Origin of the sequence: Saccharothrix sp. AJ9571 (assembly GCF_021725495.1) — a bacterium.
Lineage (GTDB): Bacteria > Actinomycetota > Actinomycetes > Mycobacteriales > Pseudonocardiaceae > Amycolatopsis > Amycolatopsis magusensis.
The window spans coordinates 3006313-3030121 of record NZ_CP091382.1 but is presented as its reverse complement, the minus strand read 5'-3'; the positions used below and the strand labels follow the sequence as shown (position 1 = coordinate 3030121).

The window sequence follows — 23809 nt, the reverse complement described above, 5'->3', positions numbered from 1 at the left end:
CCACCGATTCCTTCCACGATGAGTTCAGCACCGTAAGACCACTGTAGTAGCCATGCGGTCGCGCTGGCGTACCACTACGTCAGTTGGTGCCCCAGTCAGTCGGCATACCCGGCCACCCTCGGGCCGGGCTCGATGGCAGATGTTTCCGCTGATGGTTGACGTGAGGTCCAACGTCGCAGGTAGCCGCAGGATTCCGCGGGCACCACGCTGTCCGCTCAGCGCGAACAACACGAAGACGGGGATTCCTCCCACTTTCGAGGAACCCGGGTGGCAGGATCGGCGACCTTCGGTAAGGTAAGGCACGCCTAATCACCCGAACAGCCCCGGCAGGAGGCCCGATGTCGTTCCGCGGTCCCGGCGACCTCACGCGGGTGGCGGTCGGCGGTGTCGGCGGGCTCACGGAGTCGCTGCGCCGGGTCGACGGGCTGCAGAGCCGGGCGGGCATCCGGTTCGACCTGCCGCACGGGCCGAGCCGCGGGCAGTGGCAGCGCTGCGGGGAGCTCCTCGCCGAGCCGAGCCTGTTCACGCGCTGGCACGACCTCCTCGGCGACTGGCTGCGCGCGCGGCACGGCGAGGCGCCGAAGCGGACGGCGGCCGGGTACGTGATGTCGTGGTACCTGCACGTCCCCGCCTACGCCGCCGCGCTCCTGCTGCACCACGAGCGGCGGGTACCCACGCTGCGCCCCGCCGAACTGGCGTTCAAGCTGTCCGGCGACCGGCCGCACCCGGACGGCATCGCGGTGCTCGGTACCGAGTTCTACTGCCTGCCGAGCGACCCGGGCTCGTCACTGCCGGAGGCGACCGTGGTCGCGGACGAGCACGAGCTGGTGGCCGTGCTGCGGAGCCACTACATCGCGCACGCCGCCCGGTTCGTCCGCGCGTACCGGCAGGTGAGCCCGCTCGGCAAGCGGACGCTCTGGGCCGCGGCGACGGACGCGCTCGACAACTCGCTCTGGTGGGCAGGCAGGCACGGCGGGGACGAAGGCGCCGGGGTGGCGGACGCCGCTTTCGTGCTCGACGCCACGTACGCGCCGCTGACCTCGGCGTCCACCTTGCGCCTGAACGACCAGCGGGAATGGGTGCGGCGGCGGGAAAGCTGCTGCTTCTCCTACCTGCTGCCGGCCGAAGCCGAATGCGAAGGCTGCCCCCGCACCTGTTCCCGGGGCTAGGCGCTGTCCTGCGCCTGGAACGGTAGTTATCGCGCGGGCGTCCAGGAGGGATCACGGCCGGTCAGGCCCAGCAGGCGGTCCAGGATGGGCGCCGAGGCCGGGACGGGCACTTCCGGGCCGTAGACCTTCATCTCCCGCGCCATGTCAGCGGTCGGCACGAGCAGGTCGTAGAGGTCCGTGGCGACCTCGGTTTCGAGGCCGAACGGCCGCCCGGTGGCGGTGGCCAGGTCCCAGCCGTGGATCACGAACTCGTCGTAGACCATGGAGTAGAGCATCGACGCGGGCAGCGGTTTGCCGCCGAAGTCGGTCATGCCCTCCCTGGCACCCGGGCGGAGCAGCGCTTCGGTGAGGTCGGCGGCCTGCCGGTCGAGCCGGACGGCCCAGTCCTCACCCAGTTCCAGCGCCACCTCGCCCTCCCCCGGCGCGGGCGCTTCCGTGCGCCGGGCGGCGGCCAGCAGGAATGGTCCCCAGTACAAAAGGTGCCGCAGCAGCGCCCGGACGTCGTAATCGGCACAGGGGGTGGGGGCGGCGAAGTCGGCGGGCTCGATAGCGCGGACGATCCCGGTGAAGCGATCGGCGGCGAGCGGAAGGAGTTCTGGCATGCGCCGATTAGCGCACACCCGCTGATCAGCGGTCTAGAACAAACGCGACAAGGCGGGCCGTTCGAGTTGACCACCCATCAAGGCGGAATAGCCCATCCGCCGATTACCGCGGGAAAACCTGCGCAACCAGCGAATGGGCCGAGCGGGCGCCTGCGCTAAGCAGCCGATCGCGATCGGCCGAGGCGGTGAAGCCAGGAGTGAAGTGGCCCACCATTATTCCGCGGTGCGACATGACCGAAGGGGGGCACCGGCGACCGACGCCGATGCCCCCGGGCAGGAAGAAGCGGGTGTGACTCAGTTCTTCTTGTGGTAGGCCTCGACAACCTCGGACGGGATGCGACCGCGGTCGGAAACCTGATAGCCGTTCTTGCGCGCCCAGGCCCGGATGGCCTGGTTCTGCTCGCGGTCGACGGTGGCCGGGCGGGCGACGGCCTTGGTGGCCGGGCGGCCACCGGAACGCTTGCGGCCACCGGCACGGCGGGCGTGCTCGACGTACTGGGCCAGCGCGTCGCGCAGTTCCTCGGCATTGTCGGCCGACAGATCGATCTGGTAACTCACACCGTCCAGACCGAACTCGACGGTCTCTTCGGCCTCCGAACCGTCCAGGTCGTCCACAAGTGAGACAAGGACCTTCTGCGCCATTGGGGTTTCCTCCTGCTTAGGGCTAGCTCGCAACTTGGTCAGGAAAGATCGGGTGGGGCCACAAGCCCCTTGACAGGAGCTTCTCGGTTAAGACATTAATACTCGCTCCCGCGAGTAAACGCAAATCTCGATTGGGTTATTCGGGTCGAACCAGCGGGAACAGGATGGTCTCCCGGATACCGAGCCCGGTCAGCGCCATCAGCAAGCGATCGATACCCATTCCGACTCCACCGCTCGGCGGCATTCCGTACTCAAGGGCGCGAAGGAAATCCTCATCGAGGCGCATGGCCTCACTATCGCCCGCCGCGGCCAGCTGGGACTGCGCGACGAGCCTTTGCCGTTCGACCACCGGATCGACCAACTCGGAGTACCCGGTCGCCAGTTCGAATCCCCGAACGTAGAGGTCCCACTTCTCCGCCACCCCCGGCTGGGAGCGGTGCTGCCTGGTCAGCGGGGAGGTCTCCACCGGGAAATCCCGGACAAATGTGGGGGCGTGCAGGTGATCACCGACGAGGTGTTCCCACAGTTCCTCGATCAGTTTGCCGTGCCCGAGTTTGGGATCGAGTTCGAGATCACGGGCGGTGGCGAAGGCCCGCAACTTCTCCACCGGGGTCTCCGGGGTTACTTCCTCACCGAGTGCCTCCGACAGGGAGCCATACATTGTCAGGGCGGTCCACTCGCCGGACAGGTCGTACTCACTGCCGTCGGAAAGGGTCACCACCTGCGTGCCGAACACCGCCTCCGCGGCTTCCTGCACCAGCTCCCTGGTCATCACCGCATTCGTGTCGTAAGTGGCGTACGCCTCGTAGTACTCCAGCATGGCGAACTCGGGCGAATGGGAGGAGTCACTGCCCTCGTTGCGGAAGTTCCGGTTGATCTCGAAGACCTTCTCGATACCACCGACCACGCAGCGCTTGAGGTACAGCTCCGGCGCGATGCGGAGGTAGAGGTCCATGTCGAAGGCGTTGGACCGGGTGACGAACGGGCGGGCCGCGGCCCCGCCGTGCAGCGTCTGCAGCATCGGCGTCTCCACCTCGGTGAAGCCGCGGCGGTGGAAGGAATCACGCAGGGAGCGCATCACCCCGGCACGGGTTTGGACCACTTCCCGCGCCTTCGGGCGCACGATGAGGTCCACGTAGCGCTGCCGGGTGCGGGTCTCCTCGGCCAGTTCCTTGTGGGCCACCGGCAGCGGCCGCAGCGCCTTCGAGGTCAGCCGCCAGCCGTCGGCCATCACCGACAGCTCACCGCGCTTGGAGGTGATCACCTCGCCGGTGACGAACACGTGGTCACCCAGGTCCACATCGGACTTCCAGGCGGCCAGCGCGTCCGCGCCGACCTTGGCCAGGCTGATCATCGCCTGCAGTTCGGCGCCGCCCTCGCGCAGGCTGGCGAAGCACAGTTTCCCGGTGTTCCGCAGGAACATCACGCGGCCGGTGATGCCCACCCGTTCCCCGGTCGCGGTGTCCGCGGGCAGATCGGGGTGGGCCGCCCGGATTTCGGCGAGTCCGTGCGTGCGCGGCACCTCCACCGGATAGGGCTCGATGCCCTCGGCGAGAATCCGCTCCCGCTTCTCCCGCCGAACGCGCATCTGTTCGGGCAGGTCGTCTTCATTCGCAAGGTCGGATGCGGGGTTCTCGCTCATGCGCACAGCGTACGAACCCGTTGATCGGCTACGCCAACCGGATTACTGAATCTGCGCGGAGCTCCGTTGAGGGTGGCGGTGGGCGACGGGTGGGCGAAATCGCAATCGGGGTGAACGCGGCGAACGCACGCCGTTTCCGGCGTGCGTGAAACCGCGCACTCAGCGTTCGGACTGCTCCTGCAACAGCGCGTCGAGGCGCGCGGCGTCGACCGTCTCGGCGACCGGGAAACCGGCCGGGTCCATGCCCTGCTGGATCACCGGCAGCGAGCCGTTGAGCAGGCCGGAACCGTCCGGCACCTCGGCCGGGTCGTCCCCCTTGATCAGCACCCGGTTGCCGGCGTCGACGAAGACCACGCGCGGGGTGAACGCGGCGGCTTCGGCGTTGTCGAGCTGCGCGTAGGAGATGATGATGACCAGGTCACCCGGGTGCACCAGGTGCGCGGCGGCGCCGTTGATGCCGATGATGCCGCTGCCGCGCTCGCCGGGGATCACATAGGTTTCCAGCCGGGCGCCGTTGGTCACGTCGACGATGCAGACCTGCTCGCCCGGCAGCAGGTCCGCCGCCTCCATCAGGTCCTCGTCGACCGTGAGCGAGCCCACGTAGTGCAGGTCCGCCTGGGTCACCGTGGCCCGGTGGATCTTGGACTTCAGCATCGTGCGGTACATGTGCTGCGCTACTCCCCGGTTGGCATTCCGTGCTCGGCGGCCGCGCCGAGCAGGACGGATACGTTGTCGATCAAGCGCGTGCGGCCTACGCGTGCGGCGATCAGCAACCGTGCTTCCCCATCGACGGGGGCCGGGCCGAGATCGTTCCCGCGAAGTTCCAGATAGTCGACGTCGACCTGCGGGACGGCCGCCAGCGTGGCACGAGCCGCGGCCAGCACCGCCTCCGCGCCTTCGCGGCCGGCGTGCGCGCCCGCGGTCAGCGCCTGGGACAGCACCACCGCGTCCGTACGGTCGGCGTCGGAGAGATAGGCGTTACGCGAGGACAGGGCCATCCCGTCGGCTTCCCGCACCGTGGGAACACCGATCACCCTGGTCTCGAAATCGAGGTCCGCGGCCATCTTCTTGATCAGCACTAATTGCTGGTAGTCCTTTTCGCCGAAGAACGCGTAGTCGGGGCGGACGATGTGGAACAGTTTCGCCACCACCGTGAGCACCCCGGCGAAATGCCCTGGCCGCGACGCGCCCTCCAGTTCGTCCCCGAGCGGTCCGGGGTGGACCGTCACCTGGGCGTTCTCGCCGTAGAGGTCGGCGGCGACCGGGGTGAAGGCGAACTCCGCCCTGGCCTCGGCCAGCACCTCCAGATCGCGCTCCAGCGGCCGCGGGTAGGCGTCGAAGTCCTCGTCCGCGCCGAACTGCAGCGGGTTGACGAAGATCGAGGCGCCGACCACGGTGTTCGGCAGCCGCTTCGCCCGGCGCAGCAGCTCCCGGTGCCCGGCGTGCAGCGCGCCCATGGTCGGCACCAGCGCCACCTGGTGGCCCACCCGGCGCAGGGCCGTGGTGACCCGGCGCAGGTCGGCGGCGCGGTGGTAGCTGTTCAGCCCGCCCCTGGTGAACTTCGGCGCGGTTTTCGGTGTGGTCATTCAGGAATCAGCCCCTCGGGCGTGGTCGTCGAGCAGGCCGGTCAGCTCGGCCGCGGTGTCCGTGGCCAGCAGGCCGGCTCCCGCCGCGCGGGCCGCCGTGCGGCGGGCCAGCGCGGTGTAGGAAGCCGACATGCCGGGCGCGCGTTCGGCCAGCACGTCCAGGTGCGCCCGAACGGTCCCGGCGTCACCTCTGGCCACCGGACCGGTCAGCGCGCGATCGCCCTGACGGAGCACATTGTCCAATGCCGCGGAGAGCAGCGGTCCGAGGACCCGCTCGGCGTCGGCGATCCCGGCACCGCGCAGCAGTTCCGCGCAGTCGGCGATCAGCGTGACCAGGTGGTTCGCGCCGTGCGCCAGCGCCGCGTGGTAGAGCGGGCGGGCGGGTTCGGGGATGCGCACCGGCTCCCCGCCCATTTCCATCACCAGCGCCTCGCCGACGTTCCACGCCGCGTCGTCACCGGTGGCGGCGGTCACCCCGACGCAGCAGTGCGCCATCCGCTCGATGTCCTCTTCACGACCGGTGAAGGTCATCACCGGGTGCAGCGCGAGCGGCAGCGCGCCGACCTCCGCCGCCGGGGCCAGTATCTCCACCCCGTGCGCGCCCGAGGTGTGCACCAGTATCTGACCGGGGCGCAGGGAATCGGTGGCCACCAGGCCGCGGACCATGCCGGCCAGCGCGTCGTCCGGCAGCGCCAGCAGCACCAGGTCGGCGCTGCGCACCACCTCGTCCGGCGGCCGCAGCGGCACCCCTGGCAGCAGTCGTTCGGCGCGGCGGACCGAAGCGGCCGACAGCCCGGAAGCGGCGATCACGGTGTGCCCGGCCCTGGTCAGCGCGGCCCCGAGCACGCTGCCGACGCGACCGGCCGAGACCACGCCGACGGCGAGTCTGGCCGGACGATCCATGGCGCGGTTGTCTCCGACGCTCATACCGGTTGATGCTCCCTCATGCGTTCCGGTCCCGCCCCATCGCGCCCCGCCGCCGGAAGACTGGGAGATTAGCCGCCACCGGGGGCGGTGTCGGCAGGGAGGTGATGAGCTTCACCCGGTCCGGCTCCCCCGCGAAGGCCTGCTCCGCTTGGACAACCGGACCGCTTCGGCCCTCGCCGAGCGCAGCGTGGCGACCAGTTCCTCGTGGTGGCTCTCCGCGTCCGCCGGTGCCGTCCCGGTGGCCATCGCCCGGCGCAGGAAGGCCAGTTCGGTCACCGCCGACTGGTAGGTGCCGACCGCGCGGCCCGCGGCCCGGCCCGACTCCTTCGCCGCCAGCCGCCGCCACTTCCGCCGTCCCGGCAGGCTGGCCAGCAGGTCCACTTCGGACGGTGCGATCCAGCGCGTGCTGGCCATCGCGGGCAGTTCGGCGGCCACGATCCGCTGTTCGCGTCGGCGGTGCCAGACCACCAGCATGGCCACCCCGATGAACATGGGGACCATGATCAGGAAGTAGATGTTGAGGAAGGCCTCGGCCCCGCCGAGGGTGGCCGCGCCGTTCCACAGCGCGTGCAGCGCGACCGCGGCCAGGTAACCGCCCAGCGGCGCCAGCACCCGCACCGGACGGCTCACCGAGCGCGCGGCCAGCCCGATGCCGAGCCCGGTGAACACGGCGAACAGCGGGTGCGTGAACGGCGAGAGCACACCGCGGAGGATGAACGCGGCGAGCACGCCCGCGTGCGAACCGTCGCCGAAGCCGTTCTCCGCGAACGCCCGGCCGAAGTAGTAGATGTTCTCGGTGAAGGCGAACCCGGCCGCGGAGAACCCGGCGTAGACGATGCCGTCCACCACGCCGTCGAACTCCTTGCGGCGGCGCAGGAGCACCAGGAACACGATGGCCGACTTGGCCGCCTCCTCGACCAGCGGCGCGGACACCACGGCGCTGAACGTGCTGCCCTTCCCGCTGCCGAGCAGCAGGTCGCCGACGGTCTCCGCGGTGTTGTTGATCAGCAGCGCGGTCGCGGTGGCGACGAAGGCACCCCAGGCGAAGGTGACCAGCAGCAACTTGGCCGGTTCGGGCTCCCAGCGGTCCACCCAGAGGAAGACGGCGGTGACCACGCCGACCGGGACCAGTGCGGCGACCACGCCGATCACCACGGCGAGCGCCCCGACCCGCGAGGTCAGCACGCCGAACAGGACCAGGCCGCACAGGGCGAGCAGGATCAGCCCCAGCACCGGGAGCAGCACGGTGATCCGGCGCGGCCTGTGCCGTCGCTGGACCGACGAAGTCGCGATCACGGTCTGCAGACCCTACGCAGTGCTGTCCGGACGAGCGCTGTGTCCTCCGCCCGGGGTAGCGCGCGTCAGTCTTCGGCTCGGCGCCGGCGCCGCGGGGTCGTGCCACCGGCACCGTGCGCGGCGAGCAGTTCGTTGACCGAACGGCCGGCTGCGTGTGTGCCTTCCGGCTTCTCTTCCTCGGCCTTCGAGTGCCCGGCGGAGTGGCCACCGGAATGCCCGCCGGAGTGCCGTGAACCGTTGGCCGGGGCCGCCTCGGCGAGGCGCTCCCAGGACGGCGGCTCACCCTCGGCGCGCCGCCTGCGCCCGCCGCCGTTGACCGGCTGGGCGGGTTCGGCTTGGGCCGCCGGTTTCGGCAGCGGCAGGTTGGCTGAGGACTGGTAGCCCTCTTCCTCGCCCCGCCGACGGCGGCCACCCGGGCGGCTTTCGCCCTGGACGGCCCGCACCGGCGGGTTCTGCTGGGCGGCGGTCTCCTGCGGCCGGTGCGCGCCCCTGGCGGGCTCCTGCTTCGGTTCCGGCTGCTTCGGCTGCGCGGGCTCCGGCCGGACGGCTTCGTACTCACCGGTGTGCTCGGCGCGGCGGCGGCCACCCGTGCGCGGCGGCGGGGTGCCGTTGCGGGAGGAGCCGTTGCCGTGCGCGGCGGGGGCACCGTTGCGGCGGCCGGACTCCCACGTCGGCTCGGCGGCCCAGTCGAGGTCGAACTCCTTCGACAACTCGGTCGGGCGCCCGGTGGGCAGGTAGCGGTCGGCCGGTTCGGCACGCGCGGCGGCGGGCTTCGGGGCCGGTTGCTTCGGCTTGACCGGCTCGGGGGCCCGTGCCGGCTGCGGTTTGGCGGCCGGGCGCGGCGGCGTGATGCCGGGACGCGTCATGTCCTCGCGACGCGGGCGGCGTTCCTCCGGCTGCGGCGGGGGTGGCGTCCGCCGATTCGACGACGCGGCGTTGTCCAGTTCGACCTGCTTCGCCTGACGGCGCGCGGTCTCCGCCCTGGCCTCGCCCGCGGCCTTGCTGGCGCGCGCGGCGGCCGAGCCGACGGTGTCCGCCGGGCGCACCCGCCGGGTCGGCGGACCGGCTTCCTCCGGCGGTTCCTGGCGGCGCTGGGGCTGCGCCTGGTGCTGGTGTTGCTGATGTTGCTGGTGCTGGTGTTGTTGCTGCGCGGACGGCGGGTTGAGCACGTTCGGCAGGCTCTGCGAGCTTTCGCCCGGCTTCTGCACGGTCTCCGCGTCGATGATCCGGCGGCGGCGCTCCGGGTGGGTGACCACCTTGCGCTCGATCACCCGCTCGATCAGCTCGGTCGGCCGGTCACCGGTGTCCGGATCGCCCGACTGCTTGCCGGAGCCGATCTGCGCCGGCTTCGAGACCGAGCCGGACGCCTGCACCAGCCGCTGGTCCTCGCTGAGCGAGCGCATCCTGGTGGCCTGCGCGGTCAGCGCGACCTGTTCGAACAGCACTTCGCCGCCGAACAGCGACTGCAGGCTCTCCCGCAGCGCGATCACCTCGGACCGCAGCGCGTCGAGCTCTTCGCGCGAATCCTCCTGCGCCCGTTCACGGCTTTCCGCTTCGAGCTCCAGCTCGAACTCGCGGCGCGCGGCGATCTCCCGTTCCAGCTCCAGCTCGTAGACCGCCTGCGCCTGTGCGACCTCGTCCTCGGTGGTCGTCACCTGCTTGCGGTACTTGGCGGCGATGAAGGCACCGATCAGCGCGGCCCAGAGGGCGGCGATGATGCCCAGTCGCAGCCAGCGGAGGTCCTGGGCGAGCACGAGAGCGGCAGTCGCGGCGACCGCGAGGGCAAAGCCGACTACGAGCCACGGCCTGCCCGAACGGCGGCCGCGCGAGTCGTCACCCACGCCAGTCATGCTCAATACCGTACCTTCTAGTAACCCGACCGAGACCCATTCGGTACTTCGAGCGGTGATATCCGTGCGTTAACCGGTCGGGTACCCACGATGATCGGGATCACGCGGTTCCGGCGCGCGGCAGCAGTGCTCCAGCCAGAGCGCGGCGCCGATGAGCACCGCCGCGCAGAGCGCCCCCACCGCGGCGCCAGGCGTGTCATCAGCGGCAGCGGCGAGTTCACCGCCTCGCGGGACAAGGTACGCCAAGGCGCCCAGCCACGCACCCAGCATCAGCGAGCCGAGCAGTGAGGACGCCTTCGCCAGCGCGACCGCGCGGGCGATGCCGATGGCGTCCAGCACCCGACCGGCCCGGATGCGATTACGCAGCGTGACCCCGAGGATGACCTCGATCACCGCCAGGATCAGCAGCGGCAGCCCGGCGAGCAGCGGGAACCGCGGCAGCTCGCCGTAGAACAGTTCGAACAGGCCGAAGCCGAGGACGAGGCCGATCAGCCCGGCGAGGACGAGCTCGCGGGGCCTGGTGAAGTGCATGGCGCCACGGTACCCAGCCGCGGCTGGCACGCTTGACTCTCCAGTGACTGGAGGGTTCAGCATGCGTCCTGTGCCTACCGCGACCGCGCCCCGGTTCACCATCGGTGAGCTGGCCAGGCGCACCGGCCTGCCGGTGAAGACGATCCGGTTCTACTCCGACGAGGGTCTGCTGCCGCCGACCGGCCGCACCCACGCCGGGTACCGGCTCTACGACGCGCAGGCGATGGCCCGGCTCGAACTGGTCAAGACCCTGCGCGAGCTGGGTCTGGGCCTGCCGGAGGTGGAACGCGCGCTGGGCGGGCAGACCTCCGTCGCCGAGCTGGCCGCGGTGCACGTCGACGCGATCGAGGAGCAGATCCGGCGGCTCAAGCTGCGGCGATCGGTCCTGCGCGCGGTCGCGAAACGGGGTTCCGAACTGGAGGAAGTGAAGCTGATGAACAGGCTGGCCTCGATGTCCGACGAAGAACGCAGACGGCTGATCGACGAGTTCTGGGACGAGATGGTCGACGGGCTCAACGTCGACCAGGAGTTCTACGACCGGATGCGCTCGGCGAAGCCCGAGCTGCCCGACGACCCGACGGCCGAGCAGCTCGAGGCGTGGATCGAGTTCGCCGAGCTCATCGGCGACCCGGACTTCCGGGCGTTGATCCGCGGGCTGAGCGAGACCCATTCGGCGGCGCGCGACGAAGGGGAGTCGATGGCGCCCGCGGACCAACCGGACCACACCGCCTTGTTCACCCGGGCGAACGAGGCGCTGACATCCGGCCTAGCACCGGATTCCCCGGAAGGGCGAGCCATCGCCGACGAACTGTTCAACGCCTGGGCGGGCGAGCGGAACCCTGACGAAGTGTCATATCGGCGTGAGGTTTTGGCCCGATTCGGCCAAGGCGGTGATCCACGCGCCGAGCGGTACTGGCAGCTGCTCGGGATCATCAACGGCTGGCCGCCGATCCCCACCCAGGCACCCGCCGTGCAGTGGCTCGTCGAAGCGATGCGGGCCGCGATCGACTGAGTTCGCCCGCCCAGCAGTACAGCATGACCGCGGCGCCACCTCGTCGCAGCGAACGTTTCAGAGGGAGAGATCCACGCGAAGGCAGACGCCCGCGCGTTCGTCCGCCGGGAGGGCTTCGAGCAGCGCCGCGATCGGGCCGTGGCCGGGCAGCACGGCGTCCGGCTCGATTTCCAGCCACGGGATCAGCACGCTGGCCCGCGTCGGCGTGCCGGGGTGCGGGAGCAGGAGTTCCGGATCCGTCGAGCGCACCCCGTCGACGGTCACCACGTCGACGTCCAGGGTGCGCGGCCCCCAGCGCTGATCACGCACCCGGCCCGCCGCACGCTCCAGTTCCTGCCCGGCGCGCAGCCAGGCGCAGTGGTCGCGCGCCGGATCGTCGACCACGCAGACCGCGTTCAGGAAATCCGGCTGGTCTTCGACGCCCCACGGCTTGGTCTCGTACACGCTCGACACCGCGACCGGCCGCAGCGCGGTCACCACCGAAGCCAGGAAACCCAGCCGGTCCCCCAGGTTCGACCCCAGCGAGAGCACCGCGCGGCTCATCCGCGTGTCCCTCGCCGCGATCGGCGGATCGTCACCGCCACGTCGTCGAAGGTGAGCGGGATCGGCGCCGACGGCTTGTGCACGGTCACCTCGGCCGCGTGCAGCCGCGAGTCCTTCATCACCTCGTCGGCGATCCGGCCGCCGACGCTTTCGATCAGGTCGTACGGCTCCCCGGCGACGATGTCCGCCGCCAGCTGCGCCAGCTCGCCGTAGTGCAGCGTCTTGGTCAGGTCGTCGGTCGCGGCCGCCTCGTCCAGGTCCAGCCACACGGTGATGTCCACGACGAACTCCTGCCCGTCGCGCTTCTCGTGCTCGAACACCCCGTGCCGCCCGAACACCCGCAGCCCGGTCAGCGTGATCCGATCGGTCATCCCCGCCTCCAGGCCGCGGCGACGGCCACGGCGTCCAAAGTGGCGCCGACCTCGTGGACGCGCACACCCCACGCCCCGGCCGCGGCGGCCAGTGTGGACACCGCGGCGGTGGCGTGTTCCCGACCGGCTGGCGGGCGCGGCTCGCCGGCTTCGTCCGCCAGCAACCGGCCGAGGAACCGCTTGCGCGAAGCTCCCACGAGCACCGGGAAACCCAGTGACAGCAATGAATCCAGCCCGTGCAGCAGGGCCCAGTCGTGCTCGGCCTGCTTGGCGAAGCCCAGCCCGGGGTCGAGCACGATGGCGTCTTCGGCGACCCCGGCCGCCAGCGCGGCGTCGACCCGTTCGGACAGTTCCGCCCGGACTTCCGCGACCACGTCGGTGTAGACGGCCAGCTTGGTCATCTCGCGGCTGTGCCCGCGCCAGTGCATCAGCACCCACGGCACCTCGGCCGCCGCGGCGACCTTCGCCATGTCCGGATCGGCCAGACCGCCCGACACGTCGTTGATGATCCGCGCGCCCGCGTCCACCGCCGCCGCCGCGACCGCGGCCCGCGTGGTGTCCACCGAAAGCACCACGCCCTCCTCGGCGAGCGCGCGGATGACCGGCAGCACCCGCTCGGTCTCGGTCGGCGCGTCCACTCTGGACGCACCCGGCCGCGTCGACTCACCACCGACGTCGATCACGTCCGCGCCCCGCGCCCACATCTCGCGGGCGTGCGCGAGGGCGGCGTCGAGATCGAGGTAACGGCCGCCGTCGGAGAACGAATCCGGCGTGACGTTGAGCACGCCCATCACCACGCACCGCCCCGGCGCGGGCAGCGCCCAGGTCATCGACGGCCCTTGATGAGGTTCAGCGCCTCGGCACGGGTCGTCGGCGAGGTGCGCATGATCCCCCGCACGGCCGAGGTGGTGGTGCGCGCGCCCGGCTTGCGGATGCCGCGCATCGCCATGCACAGGTGCTCGGCCTCGACCACCACGATCACCCCGCGCGGCTCGAGCTTGCGATCCAGCGCGTCGGCGACCTGCGAGGTCAGCCGCTCCTGCACCTGCGGGCGCTTGGCGTACAGGTCGACCAGGCGGGCCAGCTTCGACAGCCCGGTCACCTTGCCGTGGCAGTTCGGGATGTAGCCGACGTGCGCCACCCCGTGGAACGGCACGAGGTGGTGCTCGCACGTGCTGTACATCGGGATGTCGGTGACCAGGACCAGTTCTTCGTGACTTTCGTCGAAGGTGCGGTCCAGCACCTGGTCCGGGTTGCTGTACAGCCCGGCGAACATCTCGTGGTACGCCCGCGCCACCCGCGCGGGCGTCTCCACCAGCCCTTCGCGGTCCGGGTCCTCGCCGCACGCGAGCAGCAGCTCGCGCACGGCCTTCTCCGCACGATCCTGATCGAACACGGGTCCATCATCGCTGACCCGGGGTTCAGCGGCGCTGCTGGCCGTCCTGATCGTCACCTTCGGGCCGCTGACCACCCTGATCGGCGGGCGGCGGCTGGTCGGCGGGACGCCACGGCTGGGCGGGCTGGCCACCCGGCGAGGTGGCCGGGGTCCACCCGGGAGGCGCGCCGTAGTGCGGCGGCCCGGACGGGTTCTGCCCGCTGCCCGGCTGGTACGGCGGCTGCCCGCCGTACTGCTGCGGCTGCGGCCAGTGCGCGGTGCCGTTCGGCCCGTTGTAGGGCCCGCCGCCGTTCGGGTAGCCACCGGGCGGCGGCGGGGCGAACGGGTTCGGGTTCGGCGGCGGTTCGGGGCTGCCGTACGGCGGCCCGCCGGGCAGGTCGCCACCACCGGGCGCGGTGCCGACCGGGGTCGGCGCCGGGCGCGCCACCGGCTGCTCCTGCGGCGGGGGCCACGGCTCACCGCGCTCGATCGCCAGCTCGCCGGGGGTCTTGATCGGCGGCTTGTCCGACGGCTTGCGCTCACCGAACTCGTTAAACACGGTGATGTGCGGGCGCTTCTCCACCGAGGCGAAGATGCGCTGGAGGTCCTTGCGCTGCAGGGTTTCCTTCTCCAGCAGCTCGATCACCAGTTCGTCGAGCACGTCGCGGTAGGTGTTGAGCACCTCCCACGCCTCGGTGTGCGCGGTCTCGATGAGCTTGCGGATCTCTTCGTCGATCTCGTGCGCGACCTCGAGCGAGTAGTCCGCCTGACGGCCCGCCGAGCGGCCGAGGAACGGGTCGCCCTGTTCCTGGCCGTACTTGACCGCACCGAGGCGCGCGCTCATGCCGTACTCGGTGACCATCGCGCGAGCGATCTTGGTCGCCTGCTCGATGTCCGAGGAAGCACCCGTGGTGGGCTCGTGGAAGACCAGTTCTTCGGCTGTCCGGCCACCCATCGCGAAGACGAGCCTGCCGATCATCTCGGAGCGGGTCATCAGCTCCTTGTCGTCCTCGGGCACCAGCAACGCGTGCCCGCCGGTCCGGCCGCGGGGCAGGATGGTCAGCTTGTACACCGGCTCGATGTCCGGCATCGCCCACGCGGCGAGCGCGTGCCCGCCCTCGTGGTAGGCGGTGATCTTCTTCTCCTTCTCGGAGATGATCCGGCTCTTGCGCGCCGGTCCACCGATCACCCGGTCCACCGACTCCTCGAGCGCGGCGTCGGTGATCACGTGCCCGTTCTGGCGGGCGGTGAGCAGGGCGGCCTCGTTGATCACGTTGGCCAGGTCGGCACCGGACATGCCGACCGTGCGCTTGGCCAGCGCGTTGAGGTCGGTGCCCTCCGCGATCGGCTTGCCCTTGGAGTGCACGGCGAGGATCGCCCGGCGGCCGCGCATGTCCGGCGCGGACACCGGGATCTGGCGGTCGAACCGGCCGGGGCGCAGCAGCGCCGGGTCCAGGATGTCCGGGCGGTTGGTCGCGGCGATCAGGATGATGCCGCCGCGGGCGTCGAAGCCGTCCATCTCGACCAGCAGCTGGTTCAGCGTCTGCTCGCGCTCGTCGTGCCCGCCGCCGAGGCCGGCACCGCGCTGGCGGCCGACCGCGTCGATCTCGTCGACGAAGATGATGCAGGGCGCGTTCTGCTTGGCCTGCTCGAACAGGTCGCGCACCCGGGAGGCACCGACACCGACGAACATCTCCACGAAGTCCGAACCGGAAATCGTGTAGAACGGCACGCCTGCCTCACCGGCGACCGCGCGGGCCAGCAGCGTCTTACCGGTACCGGGCGGCCCGTAGAGCAGCACGCCCTTCGGGATCTTCGCGCCGAGCGCCTGGTAGCGCGCCGGGTTCTGCAGGAAGTCCTTGATCTCGAACAGCTCTTCGACGGCCTCGTCGGCGCCGGCGACGTCCCCGAAGGTCGTCTTCGGCATGTCCTTGTTGAGCTGCTTGGCCTTCGACTTGCCGAAGTTGAGGACGCGGTTCCCGCCGCCCTGGGCGTTGTTCATCATCCACATCAGCAACAGCAGCAGCAGCGCCAGCGGGATCATGTAGATCAGCAGCTGGGTGAAGATCGAGTCCTGGCTCACCGTGGTGGCGTACTTGATCGGCTGGCCGTTGTTCTTGGCCTGGATGAGGCCGTTGTACAGCTCGTCACCGGCCTCGGCCGGGTACTGCGTGCGGATCTGCGTGACCTGCTTGCCGTCGACCTCGATCGGGTTGGCCAGGGTCAGCTTGAGCTGCTGTTCCTTGTCCTCGAGGTTCGCTTCCTTGACGTTCCCGCCGGTGACCTGGGCCATCGCCTGGGAAGTCGGGGTCTGCGTGTACGCGCGATCGCTGTCGAAGATCGTGGAGAACACGAAGTAGAGCAGCACGAGGGCCAGGATCCACAGCAGTGGGTTCTTGAGCAGGCGCTTCCGGTCCATATGACTCGGCCGTGGTGGCCTCAGCCCTCCCTGATTAGGCGGTTTGTGTGACATCCGCCGTCACGATCTTGACAACTTCAGCGGCGCACGGGGCTACGCGTCCCACCAGGGTACCGCCCGTACCGGACGGGCACCCTTGCGAGCCTCCCGCAGGTCAACGGATGTGTGCCCGTCCGTGTTCCCTACCGGGTCTCGGCGAGGGTGGCCACCATCTCACCCAGGCGGCTGCGCAGCGTCTTCGGGTCGGCGGGGGCCACCGTCACCCATTCGCTCCCATCGCGGCCGGCCCGGGAAAGGCTGAGGTAACGGCCGGTGGCGGTGTCGAACCAGGCCAGCACCGGCGAGCGGCGGCGGGTGCCCATCGAGTTCCGCGTGTTCGCTGCGAGCTGACCACCGCGGATGCGCGGCTGCCCGGAAAGCAGGGCGTACGCCTCACGCGGGTCCGACGGGCGGTCGGCCAGCGACGGGCGGCGGCGCTCACGGCCCCGGCCCGCGGACTCGCCCTCCTTGGCCGCGCCGGAGAGCACCGGCCGCTTCGGCGGGGTGCGCATGGCTTCCTGCAACGGCAGCGTGATGGACGCCTCGGTGCCGCGCGGCCCGGCGGGCAGCAGGTCCACCACCGAGGAGACCAGGCTCTCCGGGTAGGCGGGCCGGATCCAGATGCCGTCGTTGTCCTGCACCGCGACCACCGCGTCGCGGCCGTCGGAGGCGGCGAGCACGCCGACCGGCGGGGCCTGGAAGTCGGGGATGTGCAGGGCGTCGATGCTGGAGGAGGGGCGGGCCAGCAGGGTCAGCCACTCCTCCACGTGCGGTTCGAGCCTGCCGTGCGCGTCACGGATGCCGCGGGCCTTCAGCTCGGCGTTCGCCCGCTGGCGCAGCGCGATCCGCTCGTCCTCGGTGTCCCCGTGCGAGCGGACCCGCAGCGGGTACGGGAGTTCTCCGAGGTTCATCGCTTCCCAGAGGAAGTCGAACGCCATCGGCGAGAAGAACTCCTGTGCGGCGGCCAAAACGCGCTCCTCCTTCGGGTCAGATGCGGGCGGCGCCCGCGTCGCTGGCGGCTCCCGCGAGCATCTCCCCGAGCCGGTTCCGCAGCGTGGCGGCGTCCGCCGGGGCGATGGTGATCCAGTCGCGGCCGTCGCGGCCGCGGGTGGCCTGGGTGAAGTACCGGCCCGACTCGGTGTCGAACCAGCTCAGCACCGGCGTGCGCACCCTGCCGCCCGTCCGGTTGCGGGCGTTCGCGCCGATCTGCCCGCCACGCAGGCGCGGCTGCGCGTGCAGCCGCGCCAGTGCCTTGCGGTCGTCGTCGGCGCTGGACCGGCCGTCGGCCCCGGCCGGGGCGCGGCGCTGCATGAAGTCCACACCGGACCCGGAGATCAGCTGCTCCAGCGGCACGGTGATCGACTTCTCACTGCCACGCGGCGCCGGCGGCAGCAGGCCGACGATGGCGCTGGCCAGTCCGTCCGCCGGGGTCTGGTGCAGGTGCAGGCCGCGGTGGTCCTGCACGGCGAGCAGGCCCTGCCCGCCGAGCGCCGAAGCCACCGCCAGCAGCGGCTCGATACCCGGGTTCGGGATGTGCACCGAATCCAGGCTCAGCTCCGCCCCGGCGAGCACGCCGAACCAGTCCTCGATGTGCGGTTCGGGGCGGCCACGGCTGTCGGCCACCCCGCGCTGCACCAGGCCGGTCAGCACCTGCTGCCGGAGCGTGGCCCGCTCGTCGACGGTGTCGCCGTGCGAGCGGGCCTTCAGCGGGTACGGCAACTCGGCGTTGCCGTAGGACTCCCACAGGAAGTCGAGCTCCAGCGGAGTCAGCAGCTCCGCCTGCGCCATTAACGGTCCTCGTCGTCGGTCCAAGCACCGATCACCGGCGGCGGCGTGGCCTCGTTCGCGCCGAACGCGTCGTCGGGGTCGGGCTCGATCAGGAACGAAGCGTGGGTGTGCTCCTCTTCCTCCTGCGCCTGGGCGCCGTGGGCACCGCCCATGCCACCCATGCCCATCGGCGGCGGCGTGCCCTGGCCACCGATCGTGCCGCCCGGCGAGACCAGGCCCGGGTTCTGCGGCGCGGCGCTGGCGGCGCTGTTCGGCTGGGCCTGCGCGGCGGCGCCGGTCTCCGAAGACGCGGAGCGGGTGGCACCACTGCGGTTGCCACTGCTCAGCGCGCGGCCACCGGCGAGCCCGGCGGCACCGCCGAGACCGGCCGCACCCAGCGCGGACGCCGGGCTGCCCGCCGGAGCGGCGGGGGCGGCGGGCGCCGAGGGCACCGCACCGGCACCCGTGCCGGCACCGACGCCCTGGCCGGGCGCGGTGTACCCGGCCTGCGTGGTGGCCGAGCTGACCGACGAACCGGGGGCGACCCCGGAAGCGGCGGAAGAGCTGTTGCCGAGACCGGTGGTCTCCGCACCGGAGTACCCGGCGCCGTACGAGCCGTACGGACCGGTCACCGAGGCACCGCCCACCGAGGACACACCCGCGCCGACGCCGGTCAGGCCGAGCCCGGACGGGCCGGTGCCGCCGTACGGCTTGAGCCCGAGCGACTCGGGGCCGAAGCTCGGCGTGGTGCTGTCCACCTCGGACATCGCCTGGGTGTAGCGGTTGAAGAAGGCGACCTGCTGGGCCTTGACCTCGTCCGCGGCGTCCGACTGGGCCTTCATGTCGGCCACCATCGCCGCCGGGCCGCCTGCCAGCATGGCCTCGGTCTGCTTCTGCGGGTCGAACTTCATCGGCGCAGGCATCTTCTTCACCTCGGCCGCCGCGGCGGCCTGCTGGGCCAGCCGGGTGGACATGGTGCTGGCCGCTTCCGACGCGGTGGAGCTGGAGTTCGCGATGGCCACGAGCGTGCCCTGCGCCGCACCGGCACCCTGGCCGACCCACGCCGCGCCCAGCTCGCTGATCGCGTTGTAGAGGTCGTTGGCCGCCTGGTTCAGCTCCTTGCTGTGCTGGGTCCAGACCTGGCTGGTGGCCTCGGCGGTGCCGGGGTCGTTGTTCACCGTGGCGCCTTCGTAGAGCTGCTGGCTCTCCTGCGCCTGCCAGTTCGGCGGGTTGGTGATCGCGCGGTCGGCACCCATGTCGGGGCCGTCGGACCGGCCGCGGGCGCTCTCCACGATGTCGACGGTCGACGAGTTGTCCCCGAGCGGGACGTTCGACCCATCCTGCGGTGCCATGCTCGATTACCCCCTGAGTCTCACGCGCGGCCGTTGAGCGCGTTGACGGTGTCGTGCTCGAAGTCCTGGTAGTGCTTCATCGCGGCGAGAATGCCCTGCTCGGCCTGCTCGTACTGGAAGAGCAGGTTGCGCAGCGCGGTGGCGTAGGAATCCCCGCCACCGTCCGCGCGCTCCGAGACCTTCGCGGCGATGGCCTGGCCGACCGGGTTGGCACCGAGCTTCGGTGGTTCGGCGAGCGTGCCCGCACCACCGATCAGGGCTTCGACGGCGTCCTTGCCCGTGCGGATCTTGTTCAGCACGGTCTGCGCGGCGTCGGGGTCCACCCCCACCTGGCCGGTGGCCGCGGCGTTGCGGAAGGCGGCGGCGTCCGCCAAGCTGCTGTTCCCCATCCTGCCTCTCCTGTCCCCAGTCCGGGCCGCGTCCACGCGCGGCGAGATCCGTCCTTCGCATAGGTTAACGCACCCGATGCCGACCTATGACGCGTTCTCCGGTGATGTGGTTCCCGGTTTTTCCGCCGGTCAGGACGAGTAGACCTTCGGGTCCAGGGTGCCGATGTAGGGCAGGTCGCGGTAGCGCTCGGCGTAGTCGAGGCCGTACCCGACGACGAACTCGTTCGGGATGTCGAAGCCGATGTACTTGACCGGTACGTCCACCTTGACCGCTTCCGGCTTGCGCAGCAGGGAACACACCTGCAGCGAGGCCGGGTTGCGGCTGGCCAGGTTCTTCAGCAGCCAGGACAGGGTGAGCCCGGAGTCGACGATGTCCTCGACGATGAGCACCTCCCGCCCGGCGATGTCGCGGTCGAGGTCCTTGAGGATGCGCACCACGCCCGACGACGAGGTCGCCGAACCGTAGGAGGACACCGCCATGAACTCCAGCTGGGCGGGCACCGGCAGCGCGCGGGCGAAGTCGGTCATGAACATGACCGCGCCCTTGAGCACGCCGACGAGCAGGAGGTCGGTGCCGCCGGGCGGGTAGTCCGCGGCGACCTGCTCGGCCAGTTCGGTGATCTTGTCGTTGATCTGCTGCTCGGTGATGAGCACGGAGGCGATGTCGCCTTCGTACACGGGGATCCCCTTTAGCTCTAGGTCCGTCCGGGTGGGAGCAGGCTCAGCCTGCCATGCGCCCTCCCGGCCACCAAGTCGCCGGGTAACCACACACCACCCTGTCCCCGCCAAGCACCGACCAAGTCGTCGACGGACCGCAGGTGCGCGTCGGTCAGTTCACGCACCCCGGCGTCGAGCAACCAGCGCCGCAGTGCCCGGCGGCGCAGGGGCGCCGGCGCCGTGAGCAGCGGCTCGATCTCCAGCACCGGGCCGTTGCGGGCGTTGAGCAGCACCTCGTCGGCGAGCTGGTCGAGCGCCTCGGAATCCTCGCGCAACTGCTTCGCCGTGCGCGCCAGCGCGGCGGCCACGCCACCGGAAAGGACGTCCTCCAGAAGTGGCAGCACTTCGCGGCGCAGGCGGACGCGGGTGAAGCGGGGATCGGCGTTGTGCGGGTCCGACCACGGTTCGACGCCGAGCGCCGCGCACGCCGCTTCGGTCGCCGACCGCGGCAGGTCCAGCAAGGGCCGTCCCCACGGCGGGTCGAGCGGGCGCATGCCGGACACCGACCGCGGGCCGGAACCCCGGCCCAGCCCGAGCAACACGGTCTCCGCCTGGTCGTCGCGGGTGTGCCCGAGCAGGACCAGCGCCCCCGGTATGGCCGCCGACAGCGCCGCGTACCTGGCCTTGCGCGCCGCCGCCTCGGGTCCGCCGGGACCGGTCACCTCGATCGGCAGCACGGTCGCCTCGTCCACGCCGAGCTTGCTCGCCGTCGCCGCCGCGTGCTCGGCCACTTCGGCGGATCCCGGTTGGAGCCGGTGGTCGACCACCAGCGCGCGCACCCGCAGGCCCATCCGGTGGCCGACGAACGCGGCGGCCTCGGCGAGCGCCAGCGAGTCCGCCCCGCCCGAGACCGCCACCCCGAGCTCACCCGTGGTCAGCGCCGAAGTCCGCACCGGCTCACCGAAGAACTCCCGGACCGCGCGGCGAACCCTGGCGACCGCGGGATCCGGTTTCACCGGCCCATGCGCCGCAGCCAGGCGTCCGGATCGGCGATCTCCGCCCGGGTGGGCAGCGTGTTCGGCGAGGTCCAGACGGCGTTGAACCCGTCCATCCCGGCTTGGGCGACCACGTGCCTGGTGAACGCGGCGCCTTCGGCGTACTGGCGGATCTTCGCGTCGATGCCGAGCAGGCTGCGCAGGAGCCGGTCGAGCAGGCCCCCGCCCTGGCGCCGCTCGGTGAACCGGCCGCGGATGGTGGCCACGCTCGGCACCACGGCCGGGCCGACCGCGTCCATCACGTAGTCGGCGTGCCCTTCGAGCAGGGTGGACAGCGCGAGCAGCCGGTCGAACACGGCCCGCTGCTGCGGTGACTGGAACAACTCGGCGAGGTTCCGGCGGTTCTTCACGTCCTTGATCGTGTCCGGCAGCCTGCCCAGGAGGTCACCGAAGCCGTCGGCGTCCGCGAGCCCGCCGACCAGGCGCTCGACCTCGTCGGCGAAGTAGTCGCGCAGCCAGGTGACCGCGGTGAACTGGAGCCGGTGGGTGCACTCGTGCAGGCAGACCCACATCCGGAAGTCCTTGGCGGGCACGTTCATCGCGCGCTGCGCCGCCACCACGTTCGGCGCGACCAGCAGCAGCCGGCCCTCCTTGTCCGGCCCACCGAACGGGTCGTACTGCCCGAGCACGCGGGAAGCCAGGAACGACAGCACCACGCCGGTCTGCACCCCCGCGCCTGCGGCGAGCACCGGCGCGAACGGCCCCTTCTCCCTGGCCAGCGCCTTGCTGGTGAGCGCGTCGAGGCCGGCGGCGGCCGAGCGGACCCACGCCGGGCGGTCGACCACCTCACCGGGCAGCAGCGGCAACCCGGCGCCGAGCCCGGTCAGCTCGCGGACGTGCGCCTCGGCCTCCACGGTCAGCTCGCGCAATTCGGTGACCGCGGTCTCCGCCTCCGCCCGCGGCACCACCGGTCCACTGCGGACCAGGAAGGCGCCGGTGGCCGCGGCCAGCCGCCAGTCGACCACCGATCTGGTGCGGTCCGTTTCGCCTGCGGTTTCCGGGGACTTCGGGGACTGGACGGTCATGCCTTCGACGATACGGCTTATCGGCAGCCGCAACCGCGCAACTCGGCGACCACCGCGTCCAGCGCGCTGCGGGCGGCGTCGGACTCCGAGCCCAGCGACATCAGCGCGAAGACCAGCAGGTGCCCGTCCTTGTCCAGGACCACCCCGGCGAGCGTGTTCACCCCCGAGAGCGTGCCGGTCTTGGCCCGCACCCAGCCCTTGCCGGCTTCCTCCGGGCCGGAGGTGTACCGGCTGACCAAGCGCCCGGTGCTGCCCCCGGCCACCGACAGGTCGCCGAGCAGCGGCCGGAGCTTGGCCGTGCGCGGATCCTTGCCGTCCGGGGCGGCGGCCACCGACAGCACCTCGGCCAGCACCTTCGCGGGGATCCGGTTGTCCACCGAGAGGCCGCTGCCGTCGAACAGCTCCACGCCTTCGAGGTCGAAGCCGTTCTTCTTGAGGACTTCCTCGGTGGCCTTGGCGCCGCCTTCGAACGACCCCTTCTCGCCGGTGGCGAGCGCGGTCTGCCGGGCGACGACGTCACCCATCAGGTTGTCGGAGTGGTTCAGCACGTTGCTGATCAGTTCGGTGAGCGGCGCGGACTTGATCTCGCCGAGCACCTTGGCACCCTCGGGTGCCTTCGCGTTGCCCCCGGCCGTGGCGCCGAGCTTGCTCGCGAACTTGTCCGCGAACGACTTCGCCGGGTTGGCCACGCGCATGGACTTCTCGTCGGTGGCACTGCTGCGCCCGCCGTCGAGCATCACCGGCTCGACCACCGCGGCGTAGGTGGAGGGCGCGTCCTCCGGCGCCCAGCCGGGGCCGAAGGTGTCGCCCTGAAACACGCTGAGGTCGAGCTGGACCTGCTCGATCTTGCCGCCGGAGGCCTCCATGACCTGCTTGACGAGGTCGTCGAGGTGCGCGGAGCCGGGGTAGACGGAGTCCTTGCCGTCGGGCAGCGAGTTGATCGTCGGATCGCCGCCCGCGACCACGATCGCCGTGCCCGGGTCGGCGCCCTGGACGACCTTGGTGGAGATCTGGTGCCCGTGGTCCACCGCCAGCAACGCGGCGGCGACCGTGAGCACCTTCGTGGTGGAGGCGGGGGTCAGCGGCTTGTCGGCGTCCTTCGCCCAGAGCGCGGTGCCGGTGGCGGGGTCGATCACGCTGCCACTGAGCGTGCCGAGCGCCGCGGCGCCGGCGGGCCCCTTGAGCGCCGCCGCGACCCCTTCGGGCGTCGGACTGGGCGCGGAGGGACCGGGCGCCTGCAACTGGCGGTTCACCGCGAGCGCCGCGGGCGGGTCACCCTTGGGCTTGTTGGGCGCCCACGGCAGCTCCAGCCGATTCGCCACCGCCGGCTGCACCGCGGCGACCGTCCCGCCGCCCAGCACCAGCAACACCACCAGCGCCGCCGCGATCCACGGCCACTTGCGCCTCCGCTTCGGCGCCACCTCGGTAGCCGCCGGCGGCCCCTCCTCCGACCCGGTCGTCGCCGGCGCCGGCCGCTGCTCCCCGGACGGCTCGATCCGCATGGGCTGGGCGTGCCCCGCCGCCGGCACCACCGGCACCTGAGGCCGATTCGACTCCTGC

24 protein-coding genes are annotated in these 23809 nt (G+C 71.2%); 2 read left to right on the top strand and 22 right to left on the bottom strand.

The window, feature by feature from the left end; translation table 11 throughout:
- Positions 1-338 precede the first annotated feature (338 nt).
- The gene (locus tag L3Q67_RS13555) at positions 339-1169 is read left to right on the top strand and encodes a (2Fe-2S)-binding protein (RefSeq protein WP_499189830.1); all 831 of its coding nucleotides are present in this window, start codon (positions 339-341) and stop codon (positions 1167-1169) included.
- 26 nt (positions 1170-1195) lie between these two features.
- Here the strand turns inward: L3Q67_RS13555 and L3Q67_RS13550 are convergent, their stop codons facing one another.
- From L3Q67_RS13550 to L3Q67_RS13510, 9 genes are all read right to left on the bottom strand, one after another.
- Complete coding sequence (locus L3Q67_RS13550; RefSeq protein ID WP_499189829.1) at positions 1196-1771, bottom strand: DinB family protein; 576 nt, start codon at positions 1769-1771, stop codon at positions 1196-1198.
- A 294-nt stretch (positions 1772-2065) separates the two neighbouring features.
- A complete protein-coding gene (locus tag L3Q67_RS13545) occupies positions 2066-2413 on the bottom strand; it encodes a histone-like nucleoid-structuring protein Lsr2 (RefSeq protein WP_153028816.1) in 348 nt (115 codons plus the stop codon).
- Between the two features lie 136 nt (positions 2414-2549).
- Positions 2550-4055: a lysine--tRNA ligase gene (gene lysS / locus L3Q67_RS13540; RefSeq protein WP_499189828.1), complete on the bottom strand. Its 1506-nt coding sequence runs from the start codon at positions 4053-4055 to the stop codon at positions 2550-2552.
- A gap of 159 nt (positions 4056-4214) precedes the next feature.
- Positions 4215-4721 (bottom strand): aspartate 1-decarboxylase, encoded by a 507-nt coding sequence (gene panD, locus L3Q67_RS13535; protein WP_499189827.1) that lies wholly within the window; start codon positions 4719-4721, stop codon positions 4215-4217.
- A gap of 8 nt (positions 4722-4729) precedes the next feature.
- Positions 4730-5641, bottom strand: coding sequence for a 4-phosphopantoate--beta-alanine ligase (panC, locus tag L3Q67_RS13530; RefSeq protein WP_499189826.1), 912 nt, complete (start codon positions 5639-5641; stop codon positions 4730-4732).
- Entirely contained in the window at positions 5642-6544 is a 903-nt protein-coding gene (locus tag L3Q67_RS13525) for a Rossmann-like and DUF2520 domain-containing protein (protein ID WP_209670753.1), read from the bottom strand. It lies immediately after the preceding gene.
- Positions 6545-6679: 135 nt separating this feature from the next.
- Complete coding sequence (locus L3Q67_RS13520) at positions 6680-7813, bottom strand: PrsW family intramembrane metalloprotease (RefSeq protein ID WP_499191526.1); 1134 nt, start codon at positions 7811-7813, stop codon at positions 6680-6682.
- A 116-nt stretch (positions 7814-7929) separates the two neighbouring features.
- On the bottom strand, positions 7930-9714 hold the full coding sequence (locus L3Q67_RS13515) for a DUF6779 domain-containing protein (protein ID WP_499189825.1): 1785 nt from the start codon (positions 9712-9714) through the stop codon (positions 7930-7932).
- A gap of 69 nt (positions 9715-9783) precedes the next feature.
- Entirely contained in the window at positions 9784-10245 is a 462-nt protein-coding gene (locus L3Q67_RS13510; protein WP_499189824.1) for a DUF3180 domain-containing protein, read from the bottom strand.
- A 61-nt stretch (positions 10246-10306) separates the two neighbouring features.
- Here L3Q67_RS13510 and L3Q67_RS13505 point away from each other — a divergent pair, with 61 nt between their 5' ends.
- On the top strand, positions 10307-11257 hold the full coding sequence (locus L3Q67_RS13505; RefSeq protein ID WP_499189823.1) for a helix-turn-helix domain-containing protein: 951 nt from the start codon (positions 10307-10309) through the stop codon (positions 11255-11257).
- A gap of 57 nt (positions 11258-11314) precedes the next feature.
- Here the strand turns inward: L3Q67_RS13505 and folK are convergent, their stop codons facing one another.
- The 13 genes from folK to dacB all read right to left on the bottom strand — a co-directional run bounded on the left by folK (position 11315) and on the right by dacB (position 23778).
- Positions 11315-11800, bottom strand: coding sequence for a 2-amino-4-hydroxy-6-hydroxymethyldihydropteridine diphosphokinase (gene folK / locus L3Q67_RS13500; protein ID WP_499189822.1), 486 nt, complete (start codon positions 11798-11800; stop codon positions 11315-11317).
- Positions 11797-12171 (bottom strand): dihydroneopterin aldolase, encoded by a 375-nt coding sequence (folB, locus tag L3Q67_RS13495; RefSeq protein WP_499189821.1) that lies wholly within the window; start codon positions 12169-12171, stop codon positions 11797-11799. Before folB ends, folK begins: the two co-directional genes overlap by 4 nt.
- A complete protein-coding gene (gene folP, locus L3Q67_RS13490) occupies positions 12168-13001 on the bottom strand; it encodes a dihydropteroate synthase (RefSeq protein ID WP_499189820.1) in 834 nt (277 codons plus the stop codon). The genes folB and folP overlap by 4 nt, the downstream gene beginning before the upstream one ends.
- On the bottom strand, positions 12998-13567 hold the full coding sequence (gene folE, locus L3Q67_RS13485) for a GTP cyclohydrolase I (protein WP_499189819.1): 570 nt from the start codon (positions 13565-13567) through the stop codon (positions 12998-13000). Before folE ends, folP begins: the two co-directional genes overlap by 4 nt.
- Before the next feature lie 25 nt (positions 13568-13592).
- Positions 13593-15965 carry an ATP-dependent zinc metalloprotease FtsH gene (gene ftsH / locus L3Q67_RS13480; protein WP_499189818.1) on the bottom strand — a complete coding sequence of 791 codons (2373 nt, stop codon included), beginning with the start codon at positions 15963-15965 and terminating at the stop codon, positions 13593-13595.
- Positions 15966-16147: 182 nt separating this feature from the next.
- A complete protein-coding gene (locus L3Q67_RS13475) occupies positions 16148-16942 on the bottom strand; it encodes an ESX secretion-associated protein EspG (RefSeq protein ID WP_499191525.1) in 795 nt (264 codons plus the stop codon).
- A gap of 49 nt (positions 16943-16991) precedes the next feature.
- Positions 16992-17792, bottom strand: a complete 801-nt coding sequence (locus L3Q67_RS13470; RefSeq protein WP_499189817.1) for an ESX secretion-associated protein EspG — start codon at positions 17790-17792, stop codon at positions 16992-16994.
- Positions 17792-19123, bottom strand: coding sequence for a WXG100 family type VII secretion target (locus L3Q67_RS13465; RefSeq protein WP_499189816.1), 1332 nt, complete (start codon positions 19121-19123; stop codon positions 17792-17794). The genes L3Q67_RS13470 and L3Q67_RS13465 overlap by 1 nt, the downstream gene beginning before the upstream one ends.
- Before the next feature lie 20 nt (positions 19124-19143).
- Positions 19144-19512 carry a hypothetical protein gene (locus tag L3Q67_RS13460; RefSeq protein ID WP_209662992.1) on the bottom strand — a complete coding sequence of 123 codons (369 nt, stop codon included), beginning with the start codon at positions 19510-19512 and terminating at the stop codon, positions 19144-19146.
- 129 nt (positions 19513-19641) lie between these two features.
- Positions 19642-20190 (bottom strand): hypoxanthine phosphoribosyltransferase, encoded by a 549-nt coding sequence (hpt, locus tag L3Q67_RS13455; protein WP_153028803.1) that lies wholly within the window; start codon positions 20188-20190, stop codon positions 19642-19644.
- A 17-nt stretch (positions 20191-20207) separates the two neighbouring features.
- On the bottom strand, positions 20208-21206 hold the full coding sequence (gene tilS / locus L3Q67_RS13450) for a tRNA lysidine(34) synthetase TilS (RefSeq protein WP_499191524.1): 999 nt from the start codon (positions 21204-21206) through the stop codon (positions 20208-20210).
- Positions 21182-22249 (bottom strand): zinc-dependent metalloprotease, encoded by a 1068-nt coding sequence (locus L3Q67_RS13445; RefSeq protein ID WP_499189815.1) that lies wholly within the window; start codon positions 22247-22249, stop codon positions 21182-21184. Before L3Q67_RS13445 ends, tilS begins: the two co-directional genes overlap by 25 nt.
- A 17-nt stretch (positions 22250-22266) precedes the next feature.
- On the bottom strand, positions 22267-23778 hold the full coding sequence (gene dacB / locus L3Q67_RS13440) for a D-alanyl-D-alanine carboxypeptidase/D-alanyl-D-alanine endopeptidase (RefSeq protein WP_499189814.1): 1512 nt from the start codon (positions 23776-23778) through the stop codon (positions 22267-22269).
- Positions 23779-23809: the final 31 nt, after the last annotated feature.

Excerpts from the sequence above, each read along its gene's own strand:
- folP (WP_499189820.1), bottom strand. The coding sequence starts at position 13,001 with ATGACCTGGGCGCTGCCCGCGCCGGGGCGGTGCGTGGTGATGGGCGTG.
- L3Q67_RS13550 (WP_499189829.1), bottom strand. The coding sequence starts at position 1,771 with ATGCCAGAACTCCTTCCGCTCGCCGCCGATCGCTTCACCGGGATCGTC.
- L3Q67_RS13470 (WP_499189817.1), bottom strand. The coding sequence starts at position 17,792 with ATGGCGCAGGCGGAGCTGCTGACTCCGCTGGAGCTCGACTTCCTGTGG.
- folB (WP_499189821.1), bottom strand. The coding sequence starts at position 12,171 with ATGACCGATCGGATCACGCTGACCGGGCTGCGGGTGTTCGGGCGGCAC.
- panC (WP_499189826.1), bottom strand. The coding sequence starts at position 5,641 with ATGACCACACCGAAAACCGCGCCGAAGTTCACCAGGGGCGGGCTGAAC.
- panD (WP_499189827.1), bottom strand. The coding sequence starts at position 4,721 with ATGTACCGCACGATGCTGAAGTCCAAGATCCACCGGGCCACGGTGACC.
- ftsH (WP_499189818.1), bottom strand. The coding sequence starts at position 15,965 with ATGGACCGGAAGCGCCTGCTCAAGAACCCACTGCTGTGGATCCTGGCC.
- L3Q67_RS13475 (WP_499191525.1), bottom strand. The coding sequence starts at position 16,942 with ATGGCGTTCGACTTCCTCTGGGAAGCGATGAACCTCGGAGAACTCCCG.
- L3Q67_RS13505 (WP_499189823.1), top strand. The coding sequence starts at position 10,307 with ATGCGTCCTGTGCCTACCGCGACCGCGCCCCGGTTCACCATCGGTGAG.
- L3Q67_RS13445 (WP_499189815.1), bottom strand. The coding sequence starts at position 22,249 with ATGACCGTCCAGTCCCCGAAGTCCCCGGAAACCGCAGGCGAAACGGAC.
- L3Q67_RS13515 (WP_499189825.1), bottom strand. The coding sequence starts at position 9,714 with ATGACTGGCGTGGGTGACGACTCGCGCGGCCGCCGTTCGGGCAGGCCG.
- lysS (WP_499189828.1), bottom strand. The coding sequence starts at position 4,055 with ATGAGCGAGAACCCCGCATCCGACCTTGCGAATGAAGACGACCTGCCC.
- L3Q67_RS13555 (WP_499189830.1), top strand. The coding sequence starts at position 339 with ATGTCGTTCCGCGGTCCCGGCGACCTCACGCGGGTGGCGGTCGGCGGT.
- L3Q67_RS13465 (WP_499189816.1), bottom strand. The coding sequence starts at position 19,123 with ATGGCACCGCAGGATGGGTCGAACGTCCCGCTCGGGGACAACTCGTCG.
- folK (WP_499189822.1), bottom strand. The coding sequence starts at position 11,800 with ATGAGCCGCGCGGTGCTCTCGCTGGGGTCGAACCTGGGGGACCGGCTG.
- L3Q67_RS13460 (WP_209662992.1), bottom strand. The coding sequence starts at position 19,512 with ATGGGGAACAGCAGCTTGGCGGACGCCGCCGCCTTCCGCAACGCCGCG.
- L3Q67_RS13510 (WP_499189824.1), bottom strand. The coding sequence starts at position 10,245 with ATGCACTTCACCAGGCCCCGCGAGCTCGTCCTCGCCGGGCTGATCGGC.
- L3Q67_RS13545 (WP_153028816.1), bottom strand. The coding sequence starts at position 2,413 with ATGGCGCAGAAGGTCCTTGTCTCACTTGTGGACGACCTGGACGGTTCG.
- L3Q67_RS13525 (WP_209670753.1), bottom strand. The coding sequence starts at position 6,544 with ATGGATCGTCCGGCCAGACTCGCCGTCGGCGTGGTCTCGGCCGGTCGC.